We start from the raw sequence: 14,357 nt of genomic DNA, 5'->3' as shown, positions 1-14,357 counted from the left end.
TATGGTGTTGCACTTTGAGCCTGTGTCTCCTGATTCAACACCTGAAATGGTGACGGCATAAGCAATATAAAACCTACTGATGAGTATGATATCGCCTATGCAGAAAATGTCCCGGTAAAAGAGTTTATGGAATCTGAGGCTCAGGAGGAAGACTAATGTTAGATATTACATTCTACTGGGAAGATAAAGAAGAAGCAGAAGCGATCGCGGTTTCAGAGGAGTTTTATCAGTGGCTTGCTCGCTCGGAGTTTTCTAGAATAGGTAAATCTGAAATCAAGGAGATGAAAGTCGATGGAGAGCCTGTAGAAGTTCCTGTAATTCAACTTGAGGGAATGAATCGCCGAAAGCTGAGCGATTTCTGGCGCGATGCCATTGTTCAAGAAACTGATGAAATGTTGGATAAATTGGGAAGTTCGCCATCTAAGGAAGCATATCAAGCAGCTACATATAGACTATTAATATTGCAAAGGTTACGCAAGCAAATAGAGAAAGTGGTTCTCCAGGACATATTATGCCAAACTATCAGTTAGATGCCAATGTAGTAAAGCTATTTTGGCAAAATCATCGAAATTTTTAAAGCCGAAAGCACAACGTTTTAAAACTTTTAAGCGGTTATTTATTCCCTCAACCATAGCATTAGTCGTTTTCTGCTCAAAGTAACCGACTATTTCTCCAAACCAGTTTTTGATCGTTTTTACTGTTTTTGGTAAAAAATAAAACATCATAAAAAAGGAGTCAGCCGCCTGGATTTAAGAAGGTAAAGAAATACGGGGAGTATGTCAATATGATTCGACCGACCACGCCCGATGACACGGCTGCGCTAATCGCCCTCGCCGAAGCGATTGGCTTCGCGCCAAACGAGATCGAGGAACTCAGGGAATTGCTGGCTGGATACTTCGCCGGTAGCCTTGGTCGCGACCATTTCTGGGTTACTGACGATGACGGCGGGCTGGTGGGGGTCGCGTACTACGCGCCGGAACGGATGACCGATGGAACGTGGAACCTGTACCTGATCGCCGTCCGACCCGATCTCCAGGGGCAAGGGCGCGGTTCGGCACTGCTGGGCTACGTTGAGCAAACTTTGAGGGCGCAAGGCGATCGCTTGCTGTTGGTGGAAACGTCGGGGCTGCCGGATTTTGAGCGCACGCGGGCGTTCTACCGCAAGTGCGGTTATGAACAGGAAGCGCGGATTCGCGATTTCTACAAAGCGGGGGATGACAAAATTGTTTACCGCAAGGCGCTGACCGCTCAGGGGTAGTGAGCTTGTGCATTGACACTCCCCGGCTTAAAAGACCGGGGATTCTGTAATCAACGTCAGAGTTTGCCCTAGCAGGGTTTCCCCAACTAGCGTAGTGACCCCAACTTCTACAGCGTTTCTTCGGGAGTGCCCCTCCCTAGCTTGCAATGCAAGATTTAAAATATTTATCGCCGCGTTTTCATCTCTATTTAATTGACACCCACACTTACAAATATGGGTGCGAGTTGATAGAGATTTCTTCACAATTGTCCCGCAATTGCTGCATTTTTGACTCGTAAACTGCGGGTTAACTGCAACAGCAACGCGCCCGAATTTGCTAGCAAAATATTCAAGCCATTGCCTAAATTGTGACCACCCAGCATCGCTGATTGACTTGGCTAAGCAATGGTTCTTGACCATATTCCGAACGCTTAAGTCTTCATAGGCTACTAAGTCGTTAAACTTGACTACGCAACGCGCCAGTCTAAGAGCGTGTTCATTACGTTGCCTACTTACTCTCAAGTGTTTCTTAGCAAATCGCTTTCTTGCCTTACGGCGTCCGTTTTTACCAAATTCTTTTTTGTAGATGCGACGTTGAGCATGTTTGATAGCCTGCTCAGCTTTCCTCAAAAAGCGCGGATTTTCTTCCTGATGTCCGTTGGAATCAGTATAGAAATACTCAAGCCCCACATCTAGTCCGATTACGTTTCCGGTTGCTTCTAATTGTTCTTTGACTTCAGTGTCAAGTACAAATTGACAATAGTAGCCATCTGCCCGACGCACCAACCTAACTCGCTTGATTGATTGAACCGGGTAAGTATGAATATCCCACTTACCTAATAGCTTTAACTCACCAATACCTTTCTTGTCACTAAAGGTAATCCGGCGTTTGGTTGGATGCAACTTCCAGCCGCTTGTCTTGTACTCAACCGAACGGTTATCTTTCTGGAAGCGTGGAAAACCCTTTTTCCCAGGTTTTTTGGATTTACAGTTCTCGTAAAACCTGGAAATTGCAGACCATCCGCGTTCCGCAGCCGCTTGCACCGCCATTGAGTTGAGGTCTTTAACAAATCCAAATTCGTTGCGTAGTTCATTAAACTCAGCGAGACTGTCACCAGTCCCGCTGGTCTTCAAAACCGTGCATGAGACTTTCACCTCACACGGCTCCTCAATGATTTGGTGCTTGTCACGCATACCTCATTACCCATTTATCCGAGACTTTTTCAAGTCTTTTGGTGGGCTTAGGCTTGGCACTATTACAGCCAGATTGTGTGCCGAGACTGCCATCTAGGGCTGTCTTTGTGTCGTGGCAATGTCTGTGAAGGAGTTGCCGATTCTCATATGAATCCTTTCCACCTTGCGATTTGGGGATTTTGTGGTCAATTTCCATCACATCTTCCTCGCGGAAGTATAAGCAGCAGTGGGCGCATTTCCCTTTTTGCTTTTTCAGGAGTTTTGATATCCTATTTGGCATTTCTGGGTTGTCTCCCATTCTTGTACTCCAGTAAACTAGGTTGCCGTCGTATGGAGACGATTTGCCTTTAACTTTCACATGTCGCACTATTGGGGTGTCGGCATGTGAAAATAACCGATAGGGGTTATCCCCTTCTTTCCTGGTCGCAAATACCCAGTTATTGCCGTCTACGGTGTGCCAGTATTTATTGGCTACCCATCCTTTATTTTTGTTTGGATGGCGACGTGTTGCCCAAGCCTCCAACTTCTGATACATGAGATAATCAATTCTTGAGTAAGTAACCTTACTTACTACAGTTGCATAGTAATTTGCCCATCCCTTAATTATTGGGTTCAAGTTTTTTATTAATCCCGCTTGCGGTACTGACTTGTGGGCGTCTATGATACTAGCTATTTTTTCGCAGTGTACCTTTTGTTTGGTTTTGCTTGGGGTGATGATTGTTTTAAAACCCTGTTTAGAGTGGTACTTTCCTACTGGAAATTGTTGTATCGTGAAACCAAGAAAGTCGAATCCTGGTTTTTCTTGCTCATACTTTCTGAGAGTGTGGGCAAGTCTCGTTTTGCTGGGTTTTAATTCTAGGCCAATATCCTTTAACCATTCCTGGATTATCTCCTTGCATCTTTGGACAACGGTTATGTCTTCGTGGAGAACAACGAAGTCATCGGCATATCGGATTAATTGTGGCGGCGTGAAAGCCGTTCCTTTCTTATGGAACCATGTTTCCCTAGACTTTCTTTCTAGTTTTGGGAATTCTGTCAATATCCGTTCTTCCATCCCGTGGAGGGCGATATTTGCCAGTAAAGGGGAGATGACCCCACCCTGTGGCGTACCCTCAGATGTCTCGAAGTACTGCATGTTGTCCATCACCCCCGCTTTTAACCAGGCTCGAACTTGTCGGTGGATGGTAGGGGATGTATTTAGTTTGTTTAGCAGCGCTTCATGGTCGATGCGGTCGAAGCATTTGGCTATGTCGGCATCCAGAACGTATTTCTGTTTCTGCCTGACTGCTATAAATATTGCTGCGATTGCATCATGGCATGACCTCCCTGGTCTGAACCCATAGCTATTAGGTTCAAATCGCGCTTCCCATTCTGGTTCGATTGCCAGTTTGACTAGCGCTTGCAAGGCTCGGTCTTTCATTGTAGGTATGCCCAAAGGTCGCTTCTCTTCCGTTCCAGGCTTTGGAATCCATACTCGCCTAGTCGGGCTAACCTTTGATCCCAATCTTAGGTTGTTTACTAGCTTTAACCGTGCTGCTGGGGATAGGGATTTTACCCCGTCCACTCCTGCCGTTTTCTTGCCAGTGTTATCTTGGGTGACTCTACGAACCGATAACGCTCTTGCTGACCAGGACTTCATCAACGTCTTTTGGAGTCTGCGTACTGCTTTAACATCACCACGTTGAGAGGCAAGGGTAGATTCTCTTTTGGAGCTTATAAACCTTGCGTTCTAGCTTTTGCCAGTTCACATGGTTCCATTCCACCGTAGTCTTTAAACTCGTCTTAGACATTTTTACTCACTAATTGAGACTTTATCTTCCAAATACATCGTGAGTCTGTCTGCATATCCTAGACATTACTCCAGGTTTTCGCTTTTGACTCAATCTTTCCGACCTGCTGCATACGGTTAGCACCTACTCTTGATATTCGACCTTTCAAGAGAGCAAACAGGCGGTTACTTCGTTCCAAACGACCATATTTCTTACCTTTAGAGCGATGCTGTCTGCCGGGTTTTATTGGAAGCGCTTGTTGGTCAGTCAACTTCTGCCAACTCCTTATCCTGTGCCTTTTGGCTCCAGTGTTTCAGCCTTATTTCACTGGTTCAAGTTAACGACGTTTTAAAATGCATCTTTGCTTTCGCTACTCATTGGTAATTTACTCGATGGTTACTGGTTTCTAGGCTTTCAGTAGAGCCACCTTTCATCCCCGCTTTACGGATTGATGGCTAGTCGCTACCGTAGGGGAAGTGCTGTCACTACAGCGCTTGTAGGGCAGGTCTTTCACCTGCATGGTCATTTAGTTGTCAAGGATCATGCCTTGCGGTTAATCCCCCAATTCCTTATAGGTATTGGTTTCTAACCAACGAATCGCACTGTAGAATACTTGCTTAATGCAAAACCATTAATCTTGGCTTCTTTAGGCGCATCCATCCAGTACCGTAAGCATTTATTCCGTACAAACTGAACTGTTCGGATAGCTTCCTCAATAGCCTTGTACTGATTATATTTGGCTTTGACTTTGTATTCCAGAACTAGCATTTTCGACCTCCATTGCTGTATTTCTATTATACTATAAAGTGGGACGTTCGACCGGATACAATTATGAAAAATTTGAGAATTGACGTGAAAGTTACTGAGTACGAAATGCGCCAAGTAACTGAAGAGGCAGCTAGGCGGGGAATGACCAAATCTGAGTTGATTCGTAGCCTAATAGCAAAACTTCCCGAACCTTTGCCCAAAAAACATTCGCGAGACTCGCATTCTCGCGCGGTCACTCCGGTCTAAAGACACGGAGCTTTCACGTATTTTTCTGTAAGATTATTGCTCAGATGAGTAAACACCAGATATGGATGTATGAGGAAACCTATAACTCGACAACGGAGAAAATTAAGAACCAGACTGTGTAAATTCCTGTTGCTCTTTCTAGGAGGGATTGTAACTTTAGTTATAAGTATTCTCGTCTATCTTTATTTTCCGCGACCTCTTCCAGCCAAACCATCATCATTATTTACGCTGATTGCTCATCGAGGTGTTCACCAAACATTTCCGATGGACAACGTTAAAAATGATACATGCACAGCTACAATAATTTATCCACCAACGCATAACTTTCTGGAAAATACCATTCCCTCAATTCGCGAAGCGTTTAAGTATGGGGCTGATATGGTAGAAATTGACATTCATCCAACTACAGATAATCAATTAGCTGTGTTTCACGATTGGACAGTTGATTGTAGAACGAATGGTCGAGGAGTAACCCACGAGCAAAATATGCAAACTCTGAAAAAGCTTGATATTGGATATGGCTATACTGCCGATGGGGGAAAGACTTATCCATTTCGCGATCAAGGGATCGGCATGATGCCAACATTTGATCAAATAATGCGGGAATTTCCCAATCAAAAATTTCTTGTCGATCAAAAAGATACGTTTGAAAAAACAGTAAAACTTCTGGCAAGTTCGTTAAAAAAATATCCAGCACAACAGCGTCAAAACATATACCTTTTTTCGGGAGATGAACAGTATGAACTGTTAAAGCCGGAAGTACCGGAGGTGGAAAAAATATTCCCGACTCGCAAAGAAGTAAAAAATTGTACATCCCAATATTTAACAATGGTGTTTTCTGGCAAGATTTCCCTATCTTGTGGTAGATATGCTATTGGGATACCAACAAGTTATCTTAAATATGTTCCGGGTTGGCCTAGCCTTTTTCTGTCACAAGCGCAACGGGCAAAACTAAAAGTTTATGTGATGGTTGATACAGCAGAGGATTTAGAAAAGGTTAGAGGACTGCCCCTCGATGGGATTGTGACCAATCGAATTGAAATAATCGGCCCACTCCTAAAAAGATAAAATATTGGTGTTAGTGTATTGCTGACTTATGATTTTGGGAAAAATTCTCTGAATATTTACGTCGCTGGGGAAAATCTAATCTGGGAACCACACCTGATGTCGCACTCACCTGGGCAAGGATGAGATCGCCGATCTGGAACAATATTGCTCTCAATACGGGAGAGGCTTGATCGTGTCAATTTCTAACAATTGATTGCCAAGCATTAAATTAATGTGACGAGCAAAAATATTTATTGCACAATCGAGAATGAGGGGCGATCGCACTGGGAGGCCATCCAATGGCTAAAACATCAACAGCGATTCGTGATAGCAATCTGCCATCTCTAACTCCAGCAGAGGGGACAAATTCGTTCAGTAGTGCCTTAGTCGCGAAATTTTAACGCGCAGGAGATGTTGTTAGCCATCAATACCGACTATGACTAGCCTAGAACTGCCTGGGGCACGATTGACAACGAACTGCACAGATCAGGGGATATTTTAAAGTGCATTTACTCAACGGATGCCGCGCAGATGGGTCAATCGGTGACAGTTGAAGCAAGGAATGGGAAAGCGGTGTTGATTAAGCTTCCAGCGGCAGGGTTCTTGATTTTTGAATAGTTCAAAAAAAATAATTAATTTAATCTAGGAGGAAGAAATGACTCAAGTAATTAATGACAATCTTCAGAGCAATGGAGATGCCTACTTGAAGGCAGATAATTATGTCTCCTTACATTACGGAAACCGAGGGAGATTAGGTCAGACCCCTAATTTTAATCCCGATAACAATAACAATGGCTTGTGGTTAGAAGCAAGTGCTGATGGCACCGAATCGGGAGGCATTTTCTGTAACGGCAATACCATAGTCTTGTGGAGTCCTGGCGATAACGATACCTTAAGAATTTATGACGAAGACGACTTTGGCTCGCCTAATCTGACACCTAAATTTGTCATCAATAATGTAGGGAACGTCGGCATCGGAACAGCAAATCCCACTAAGAAACTTCATGTTGTAGCACGTGGGGGGTTCCCGAACAATGTTCCTATCGTGGCACAGAGCCAATCTACTTTTTTCGGGGCTTTAGATCCGCAAGGCAATGAAAGATTTGCCATTAACCTGGATTCCGATGGGACAGGTTATCCTGTCAACTTTTATGATAAATACGATGGGAATTGGCACAATGGCATCAGTTTGAAGATGGGAAATGTCGGTATTGGAACGACAAATCCACAGGCCAAGCTCGAAGTACAGAGTCCGTGGTCAGACTGGATGTTTCTGCGCCAACAGCGAAACGTAGAAGGAGGTGGTGGGTTCCACATTCACAATCCTTGGGGCAATTCAGACCAGCCGCAGGGCGATCCCTCCAGGAATCGCTTGGAAATTGCTTACAAAACACCAGGCGGTGAGGATCTATGGGGACAATTTGTCCTTCACGGTCCTAGCGGAAATGTTGGCATTGGAACGGCGAATCCACAAGCCAAGTTACATGTCAACGGCGACATGATTGTTACCGGAGACATAGTTTTACAAAATGCTGACTGTGCGGAAGAATTTGCTGTCAAAGACTTGGAAATGATTGAACCAGGAACCGTTATGGTACTTGGCGAAGAAGGCTCATTGTGCCAAAGCACAGAAGCTTATGATAAGAAAGTTGCAGGTGTCGTTTCCGGGGCTGGCGATCTCAAACCTGGCTTGATTCTAGACAAGCAATCTGAGTCAACTCACCGGATGCCCATAGCCTTAATGGGTAAAGTTTACTGCAAAGTCGATGCTCAGTATGCGCCGATTGAAGTGGGTGACTTACTGACGACATCTTCCACGCCTGGTCATGCCATGAAAGCCTCAGATCCGCTCAAAGCTTTTGGCACGATTATTGGCAAAGCCTTGCGCCCACTAGAAGCAGGAAAAGGGTTAATTCCCATTTTAGTTGCGCTTCAGTAAGTCTGAAAGGAAAGGCTGACCAATGACTCTCCAGAATCTGAAGTTATTAATAGCTAATTACCTCAGTACCTCGATTGGAGGAATTGTCTTGGCAGCCTTGATATTCTCGACGGTGTTTCCAATAGGATGTCAGATGAATTATTGGAGGGAAAAAACGATGAATAACTCCCTAGAATCTGAAGCGATCCAAAAATTTCGCGAGCGGCTTAACCAAAGGAATTTGGCAGGCATCAATGTCACCTATCGCGTTTCGGGAGGAATGCCAGCCGAAGGGCGAATTGAGGAGGAGTTCAGCGTCTCTGGCAATAATCTAGCCACAGTACGCAGTGTGACGGGAACCAACCCGCCCCAAGAAGCTGCGGCAGAATTTACCCCTGCTGAAGTTCAAAGCTTGCTCACTCAGGTTGGGCAAGGCATAGATAGCTTAGTTTCCCGTTCGGAAGCTCGATTTTTGCCTGATTCTGTGGTTGGTTCGATCACTCTTGAGGTTGATGGAGAACAAGCAACTTTCTATTTCTTAGTCGATGAGGAAGATCGACAAAGTCAAAATAAACCGATCGCACCAGCGATGGCTGAAGCGATTGACACCTTTTCCAATCTCTCTCAACAACTCTTGCAGCAGGGAGGAAATTAGTCATGGCTATCAGTCTTAGAGGTGTTGCTCGTCGCTACCGAGGTATTACAGGGGGCTTTTCAGTCAATGGTGCTTTTGGCAGAGGATCTTTGCGCTCTAGATTGCTGCCTCTAGCACGACAACAACACAGTTTTGGAGTGTCAGAGTGTATTTATGGTTGGACAGCCGCCTTCGAGCAAACATGGTCTCACATCATTATTAGGATTCGGTTGAATCCTGATGCTGGTATATCCGATGCCACCATGAATACCTTGAGAAATACTTGGAGGAATGGAATTCAAACGACTTGGAGCGATCGCTGGGGAGTTGGTCACTCTGGTGAAATGACTTGTCCACTGACGTTTGAAGTTCAATGGGTAACGACTAATCAGCACCATACTGTGCGAGTTCGGCCAGGACCGCAACGGAGTAACATGACAACTTGGGATACAGAAGACACTGGTGCAGTCGCAGCCCATGAATTTGGACACATGCTAGGGCTAGTTGATGAATATTCTGATGCTAACTGTCCGGGCAGGAATCCGGTCAATACTGGAACAATTATGGATAACAATTCTAATGTTGTTCCTTCTAGAATGATGACACGCTTTGCCAATAACATTGGCTCAAACGTAGTTGCCATTTAATGCCTGATGTTGATGACTTGTTAGCCAATAAAAACACTCAAACAAATTCTACCCCTCGCTGCTTAAAGAACAGTGGGTTTCTCATGTCTCCAAGAAGTTAGGAAAACCCAATTTACGGAGGTATTAAGAATGACTAGGCCAAATGCACTCGTCGATAGTATTAGTAGCCTGTCTTCACCGAGGGAAACTCTGGAAGCTAGACCAGGGGAAATACCGTCGAGAGCGGTTACGGTGAACTTCCAAGGCGGTCGCTCTGGTCGGTTAGATATGGCAATCCCTCGGTCGGCTGTTTGGGCTGATGTTCTCGATTCTCTGCGTCAGACCAATGAGCCAGTCTATGTCGAAATCGATCCAGCAACAAATGCGATTACGGAACTGCTTCTGCCACGAGAGGTAAGGGTTGGAGCGATCGCTCCGACGGACACAGGCGATGCCGTTGAAGTCGAACTGATGATTTCACAAGCACGACACTATCTACGGCGTACAAATCCTGATTTCCAGCAGTTGTTAAATACCTTACAGTCTGCCCAGGAAGAAGGAATCCCTGTGTTGGTAACAGAAACCCTGGATGGCTACGAAATTATCGATGTCCAGTCGCTCCCAAAGCCTCCTCTGGAGGGGATAGAAGTGCCACCGCCGGTTAGTCGTGCGCCTGCGCCTACTCCTGTCACGCTACAAAAAGCTCAAGAGATCTTTAATTTGTTAAAGGATCAGACTTGCAACCCAATGAGCGCACCACCACCCTGTATCCCTTTCTTGTATCCTGATGACGGATGTTGGGGGCGAGCCCATGAGATGTGTCGTTTGATGCTTGCCAATGGGGTGCAACCTCAGAAAGTATGGATCTATGCTGGTAGCGTGTTGCGTGCGGCAACCCAAAATAATCCCTCGTGCAAAGTCCAATGGGGATGGCACGTTGCACCCACGCTCCTTGTCAGCACTGGTGGTTCCCCGGAGATCTATGTTATCGATCCATCATTGTTCTTGAGTCCTGTACGACAGACAATCTGGTTTGACGTACAAGGAGATCCTTCTGCAACCTTAGTACCTTCAGACGCATCTGTCTTTTATAGGAGTCGAAGCGGTTTTGTCGAGTACGATCCCAATTACACCCAGACTCAGCAAGTCTTGACAACCTACCGAAATCAACTGAAACTCCGCTCAGCCAGTTCTGTTGGTTCACCACCGTATAGCAGTTGTGTTTGGAAGGTTAAGGCGATTGCCGCCAGATGCCTTAGTAAGAATCCTCCCATTTCAGTAAAAAGAGACATTTACGTTCGTGTTAGCCCGCAAGCTCTTACTCTAAGGCAGCAATTGGCAGTCATTCTCAGTCGTTGCTAGCTGTGGCAAGCGTTGCAACAGACTAAGCAGGGACTCAAACGGGCAAATCGCCAAACCTTTCCCGGTAACGAGCCAGCAGGGCTGCCATCTCTGAAGCTTGCTGCTCAACTTGGGCTTTCGCAGCCTCCAGGGCTTGATTTTCTGTCTCCAGGGCTTGATTTTCTGTCTCTAACTCCAGGGAGGTTTTGAGTGGCTCACCCGTTTGTGCATCTTCCATCACCAACTGACCATCCTTCAAACCAATCCAGATGCCAACGGTTTGACAGAGAATACGTCCTTCTTCATCGGGGGTGATCGGTTGGTAGTATCCGCCTACGAGTCGATATCCCAAGACCTCTTCCAATTCCTGACCTCGGTAGGTGCGTTGGTCGATGATGACATACTCGTTTACCCTGGCGCGGGCATATTCTACTACTTTGGTTTCCCGATCTTGTTTGCGGTAACGAGGGGAAACCACTTCCACGATCAGGGAAGGTCTTACCCCCTCGTTAGCGACTATGAACTTACTGCGGTTGCGCTCTCGATTGACCAACCCAAAGGCCACAAAGGTATCTGGACAGTGATCCCCCAGATCGGGGATGTCCCATTCAACAATCAAGTCTCGGAAAACGCCGACGTCTGGGGTTTGGGCGTACCGACGGGTCAAGATGTCTTTGGCGTTACCGGCAATATCGTCGTGAAAGGTGCTGTTGGGCAATCGGTATCCTTCCTTGGGGTGCAGAAATTCTGCCGCCGTTAACGGAATCTTGATGTATTCTGTTGTGCCATCTGGTCGATTCACGACCTCAACACGCCAGCCGCACTCGGCTAGCTCTGTGGTGGAAGCGGTGGATGTAGAAGTTGGCTTGGAAGATGAAACCATTGGGATCTCCCGTCCGATAACAAAAGTTTAGCCGATCCTCCTCATGTAAAGTTACCTTGACATAAAGTAAGCTATTTTTTACACTAAAGATACAGCTTGGGTATGTTCGTACCGCAAGCTTTGCTATCAACCTATGCAAAATCGCATCCGCGTTCTCAGAACCGAACACCAATGGTCGCAAGCGCAACTAGCGGAGCGCTTGGGTGTCAGCCGTCAAACCATTAATGCCTTGGAAGTGGGCAAATATGACCCCAGTTTGCCATTAGCACTCAAAATTGCCCAACTATTTAACACCCCGATTGAAGCCATTTTCTCGCCGGAGGAAGGAACTATGTTTGCACAACAATCGCCGTTCAATTTTCCTAACTTGCCGGATGCGCCACTTTTCCACAGATTTACCCCCAGAGCAGTTAAAGTCATTAAGCTAGCTCAATCAGAAGCGCGTCGCCTCGGTCATAATTTTGTAGGTACAGAGCAAATTTTGCTGGGTTTAATTGAGGAAGGAACGGGAGTTGCGGCTCAAGTTTTGAAGGCAGCAGGAGTACAACATAGACCAACCAGAATAGAGGTAGAAAAAATTATTGGTCGCGGTAACAGAATTCTTTCTATCGGTATGCCCTTTACTCATAGAGCTAAGTCGCTGCTGATTTGTGCTGCTCAATCGGCTAGCGAGTTGGGACATTTTTACATTGATACGGAAAACCTACTTTTGGGCTTGCTACGAGGGAATAAACAAGATCGCTTGGAAGGTAAAGGAGAAGGGGTTGCTGTATTAGTTATCAAGCAGTTGGGCGTAGATTTAGAAGTGCTTGAACAACAGCTATTGCAAGTTTATCCCAGAGGAGCGGATTTGGGAATTGCTGCTCAAATTGAGTCTCAAATTAACTCAAATAAGCAAGCTACCTCGTTAGTTGAATATAGCAAAAATTCAACTACGGACTTTGTTTATGCTGAGATTAGCGCGCGCTTTTGTGCTTTATTATTTGCCTGGATTGAGCCGCGTAAATTGGGACGGGTAATAGGCGATCGCACAGAATTTCACCTGCCTGATGGGGAAGTGCTAACTCCCCGGATCGCCTTTGTTGCCGCAGAACGTCTCAAGCGAGTTCCTCGCATCTATCCAGAACTAGCACCGGATATGTTTGTCGAGATTAAATCTGCTTTCGATCAATTGCCCCGTTTGCAGGAGAAAGTACAGCAAGCGATCGCTTTAGGTGTCAAAGTGGGATTGCTGATCGATCCTGATGAGCAAACTGTGACGATCTATTGCCCTGATGGTACAGTCACGACACTGCGCGATCGCGATGTGTTAACCGTGCCAGAGTTACTACCCGGTTGGGAACTTCCTGTTTCAAATCTTTGGTCGCCGATGTTCTAATGCACCCATTTTAAGGAGGATTTGTTCCATGCTTCCTGATAACGTAGCCATCAGCAGTTCAATTCAAATGTACTTAGATTTGGGTTACGATCCTGAAGTTGCTGTTAATAAAGCTGCTCGTGCTGACCACCTATCTCGTCGTCGAAAACATACTACCAACGTGAAAGAATTGATTGAACGCGATCAAATCTCTGCGGACTGTTGTCGTTGGGCTTCACAACGTTATAAATCGAATGATTAAAAGGTGTAACGCACTGTTCACCTTTAACCGAGTGGCACGCTCAGAACGATACAAGGAAATTACAGAAATTATGATTGCAGGAATCATTACAGCAAAACAATACATTGAAGAGCGAGAGGGTTGCTATCGTATTGTCGGGAAGCGCATTTCTCTAGATTCAATTGTCTATGGTTTCCTGGCTGGACAATCCCCTGAAAGTATCGTACAGTCATTTCCGGCACTGACATTAGAAGAGGTTTATAGAGCAATTACCTTCTACCTCGCTAATCGTACAGCCATTGATGCTTATAGCGGTTTGCAACTTGGTGGAATACAAATCGCTAGTAGGGGCACGGCACCGAAAGTCTTGTGATGAAACCGAAATCCTACCTACGCCGTGCCCCTACGGTGTGGTCAAAAGAATTGAAAATCGCTGTATCTGTTAGAGGGAGAACAACTTTTTCAAACACTGAGACAGCAAGCTAGAGAAAACAATTCGTTGTTGTATCAAAAGTTATACAGTACATGAAAATTCGCTTCCTGTTTCAAATCTTTGGTCGCCGATGTTCTAATGCACCCATTTTAAGGAGGATTTGCCGAAGACTCGCCATCTACTCAAGAGAGGCGAATTGCCTATGCTTTCAGCATGCCCAGAGTCTCTCTGGGAACGAGAATGACTGCGGGAATTACTGAAATCAGAAAGCTCAGGGGTAAACTCAGATAGCTTTCAGCCGTTTCGCTGGCGGAAAACACTAAAATATATACGCGAATTACTGAAATGAGAAAGCTCAGGGGCAAAAGGAGAAAGTAAATTGCGATTTGGCTTGCGGAAAACACTAAAATATATGCGCGAATTACTGAAATGAGAAAGCAAACAGGCAAAAGGAGAAAGCAGATTGCCATAAAGGTTGCGGAAAACACCAAAATGACTGCGGCAATTACTAAAATGAGAAAGTTCAGGGGCAACAGGAGAAAGCAGATTGCCATAAAGCTTGCGGAAAACACTAAAATATATGCGCGAATTACTGAAATGAGAAAGTTCAGGGGCAAAAGGAGAAAGCAGATTGCCATAAAGCTTGCGGAAAACACTAAAATA

At 45.5% G+C, this 14,357-nt stretch carries 16 protein-coding genes and 1 pseudogene; 12 read left to right on the top strand and 5 right to left on the bottom strand.

Features of this window, described 5'->3' with window-relative positions; translation table 11 throughout:
* Positions 1 to 155 precede the first annotated feature (155 nt).
* Positions 156 to 530 carry a hypothetical protein gene (locus ACE1CM_RS09070; protein ID WP_374877087.1) on the top strand — a complete coding sequence of 125 codons (375 nt, stop codon included), beginning with the start codon at positions 156 to 158 and terminating at the stop codon, positions 528 to 530.
* On the opposite strand, the gene ACE1CM_RS09065 is transcribed toward ACE1CM_RS09070, so the two are convergent.
* Positions 510 to 725 (bottom strand): transposase, encoded by a 216-nt coding sequence (locus ACE1CM_RS09065; protein WP_374877086.1) that lies wholly within the window; start codon positions 723 to 725, stop codon positions 510 to 512. The genes ACE1CM_RS09070 and ACE1CM_RS09065 overlap by 21 nt on opposite strands.
* Before the next feature lie 59 nt (positions 726 to 784).
* Between ACE1CM_RS09065 and ACE1CM_RS09060 the strand changes: the two genes are divergently transcribed.
* Entirely contained in the window at positions 785 to 1,258 is a 474-nt protein-coding gene (locus ACE1CM_RS09060) for a GNAT family N-acetyltransferase (RefSeq protein ID WP_374877085.1), read from the top strand.
* A gap of 27 nt (positions 1,259 to 1,285) precedes the next feature.
* Here ACE1CM_RS09060 and ACE1CM_RS09055 read toward each other — a convergent pair whose 3' ends face one another.
* The 3 genes and pseudogenes from ACE1CM_RS09055 to ACE1CM_RS09045 form a co-directional block, all read right to left on the bottom strand.
* Positions 1,286 to 2,431: an RNA-guided endonuclease InsQ/TnpB family protein gene (locus tag ACE1CM_RS09055; protein WP_374877084.1), complete on the bottom strand. Its 1,146-nt coding sequence runs from the start codon at positions 2,429 to 2,431 to the stop codon at positions 1,286 to 1,288.
* Positions 2,424 to 4,221 (bottom strand): annotated as a pseudogene (gene ltrA, locus ACE1CM_RS09050) (group II intron reverse transcriptase/maturase). Before ltrA ends, ACE1CM_RS09055 begins: the two are co-directional and overlap by 8 nt.
* A gap of 564 nt (positions 4,222 to 4,785) precedes the next feature.
* Positions 4,786 to 4,968, bottom strand: a complete 183-nt coding sequence (locus tag ACE1CM_RS09045) for a hypothetical protein (RefSeq protein WP_374877083.1) — start codon at positions 4,966 to 4,968, stop codon at positions 4,786 to 4,788.
* A gap of 63 nt (positions 4,969 to 5,031) precedes the next feature.
* Between ACE1CM_RS09045 and ACE1CM_RS09040 the strand changes: the two genes are divergently transcribed.
* From ACE1CM_RS09040 to ACE1CM_RS09015, 6 genes are all read left to right on the top strand, one after another.
* Positions 5,032 to 5,214 (top strand): ribbon-helix-helix protein, CopG family, encoded by a 183-nt coding sequence (locus ACE1CM_RS09040; protein ID WP_374877082.1) that lies wholly within the window; start codon positions 5,032 to 5,034, stop codon positions 5,212 to 5,214.
* A gap of 129 nt (positions 5,215 to 5,343) precedes the next feature.
* On the top strand, positions 5,344 to 6,282 hold the full coding sequence (locus ACE1CM_RS09035; RefSeq protein ID WP_374877081.1) for a glycerophosphodiester phosphodiesterase family protein: 939 nt from the start codon (positions 5,344 to 5,346) through the stop codon (positions 6,280 to 6,282).
* A 634-nt stretch (positions 6,283 to 6,916) separates the two neighbouring features.
* Entirely contained in the window at positions 6,917 to 8,200 is a 1,284-nt protein-coding gene (locus ACE1CM_RS09030) for a hypothetical protein (RefSeq protein WP_374877080.1), read from the top strand.
* Positions 8,201 to 8,222: 22 nt separating this feature from the next.
* On the top strand, positions 8,223 to 8,834 hold the full coding sequence (locus tag ACE1CM_RS09025) for a hypothetical protein (protein WP_374877079.1): 612 nt from the start codon (positions 8,223 to 8,225) through the stop codon (positions 8,832 to 8,834).
* A gap of 2 nt (positions 8,835 to 8,836) precedes the next feature.
* Positions 8,837 to 9,460 carry an immune inhibitor A domain-containing protein gene (locus tag ACE1CM_RS09020; RefSeq protein WP_374877078.1) on the top strand — a complete coding sequence of 208 codons (624 nt, stop codon included), beginning with the start codon at positions 8,837 to 8,839 and terminating at the stop codon, positions 9,458 to 9,460.
* Positions 9,461 to 9,589: 129 nt separating this feature from the next.
* Positions 9,590 to 10,801 (top strand): protein-glutamine glutaminase family protein, encoded by a 1,212-nt coding sequence (locus tag ACE1CM_RS09015; protein ID WP_374877077.1) that lies wholly within the window; start codon positions 9,590 to 9,592, stop codon positions 10,799 to 10,801.
* 34 nt (positions 10,802 to 10,835) lie between these two features.
* Here ACE1CM_RS09015 and ACE1CM_RS09010 read toward each other — a convergent pair whose 3' ends face one another.
* Complete coding sequence (locus tag ACE1CM_RS09010) at positions 10,836 to 11,663, bottom strand: Uma2 family endonuclease (RefSeq protein WP_374877076.1); 828 nt, start codon at positions 11,661 to 11,663, stop codon at positions 10,836 to 10,838.
* Positions 11,664 to 11,796: 133 nt separating this feature from the next.
* On the opposite strand from ACE1CM_RS09010, the gene ACE1CM_RS09005 reads away from it, so the two are divergent.
* The 4 genes from ACE1CM_RS09005 to ACE1CM_RS08990 form a co-directional block, all read left to right on the top strand.
* Entirely contained in the window at positions 11,797 to 13,041 is a 1,245-nt protein-coding gene (locus ACE1CM_RS09005; RefSeq protein ID WP_374877075.1) for a Clp protease N-terminal domain-containing protein, read from the top strand.
* A 28-nt stretch (positions 13,042 to 13,069) separates the two neighbouring features.
* Positions 13,070 to 13,282 carry a hypothetical protein gene (locus tag ACE1CM_RS09000; RefSeq protein WP_374877074.1) on the top strand — a complete coding sequence of 71 codons (213 nt, stop codon included), beginning with the start codon at positions 13,070 to 13,072 and terminating at the stop codon, positions 13,280 to 13,282.
* The gene (locus tag ACE1CM_RS08995) at positions 13,275 to 13,634 is read left to right on the top strand and encodes a DUF433 domain-containing protein (protein ID WP_374877073.1); all 360 of its coding nucleotides are present in this window, start codon (positions 13,275 to 13,277) and stop codon (positions 13,632 to 13,634) included. Before ACE1CM_RS09000 ends, ACE1CM_RS08995 begins: the two co-directional genes overlap by 8 nt.
* Before the next feature lie 489 nt (positions 13,635 to 14,123).
* A partial coding sequence (locus ACE1CM_RS08990) for a hypothetical protein (RefSeq protein WP_374877072.1) occupies positions 14,124 to 14,357 on the top strand: 234 nt, incomplete at its 3' end.

Source organism: Microseira sp. BLCC-F43 (assembly GCF_041929235.1).
Classification (GTDB): Bacteria; Cyanobacteriota; Cyanobacteriia; order Cyanobacteriales; family Aerosakkonemataceae; genus Microseira.
This window is presented reverse-complemented; position numbering and strand designations above follow the sequence as displayed.

Coding starts and splice junctions, on each gene's coding strand:
- ACE1CM_RS09070 (WP_374877087.1), top strand. CDS start 156: ATGTTAGATATTACATTCTACTGGGAAGATAAAGAAGAAGCAGAAGCG.
- ACE1CM_RS09065 (WP_374877086.1), bottom strand. CDS start 725: ATGATGTTTTATTTTTTACCAAAAACAGTAAAAACGATCAAAAACTGG.
- ACE1CM_RS09060 (WP_374877085.1), top strand. CDS start 785: ATGATTCGACCGACCACGCCCGATGACACGGCTGCGCTAATCGCCCTC.
- ACE1CM_RS09055 (WP_374877084.1), bottom strand. CDS start 2,431: ATGCGTGACAAGCACCAAATCATTGAGGAGCCGTGTGAGGTGAAAGTC.
- ACE1CM_RS09045 (WP_374877083.1), bottom strand. CDS start 4,968: ATGCTAGTTCTGGAATACAAAGTCAAAGCCAAATATAATCAGTACAAG.
- ACE1CM_RS09040 (WP_374877082.1), top strand. CDS start 5,032: ATGAAAAATTTGAGAATTGACGTGAAAGTTACTGAGTACGAAATGCGC.
- ACE1CM_RS09030 (WP_374877080.1), top strand. CDS start 6,917: ATGACTCAAGTAATTAATGACAATCTTCAGAGCAATGGAGATGCCTAC.
- ACE1CM_RS09025 (WP_374877079.1), top strand. CDS start 8,223: ATGACTCTCCAGAATCTGAAGTTATTAATAGCTAATTACCTCAGTACC.
- ACE1CM_RS09020 (WP_374877078.1), top strand. CDS start 8,837: ATGGCTATCAGTCTTAGAGGTGTTGCTCGTCGCTACCGAGGTATTACA.
- ACE1CM_RS09015 (WP_374877077.1), top strand. CDS start 9,590: ATGACTAGGCCAAATGCACTCGTCGATAGTATTAGTAGCCTGTCTTCA.
- ACE1CM_RS09010 (WP_374877076.1), bottom strand. CDS start 11,663: ATGGTTTCATCTTCCAAGCCAACTTCTACATCCACCGCTTCCACCACA.
- ACE1CM_RS09005 (WP_374877075.1), top strand. CDS start 11,797: ATGCAAAATCGCATCCGCGTTCTCAGAACCGAACACCAATGGTCGCAA.
- ACE1CM_RS09000 (WP_374877074.1), top strand. CDS start 13,070: ATGCTTCCTGATAACGTAGCCATCAGCAGTTCAATTCAAATGTACTTA.
- ACE1CM_RS08995 (WP_374877073.1), top strand. CDS start 13,275: ATGATTAAAAGGTGTAACGCACTGTTCACCTTTAACCGAGTGGCACGC.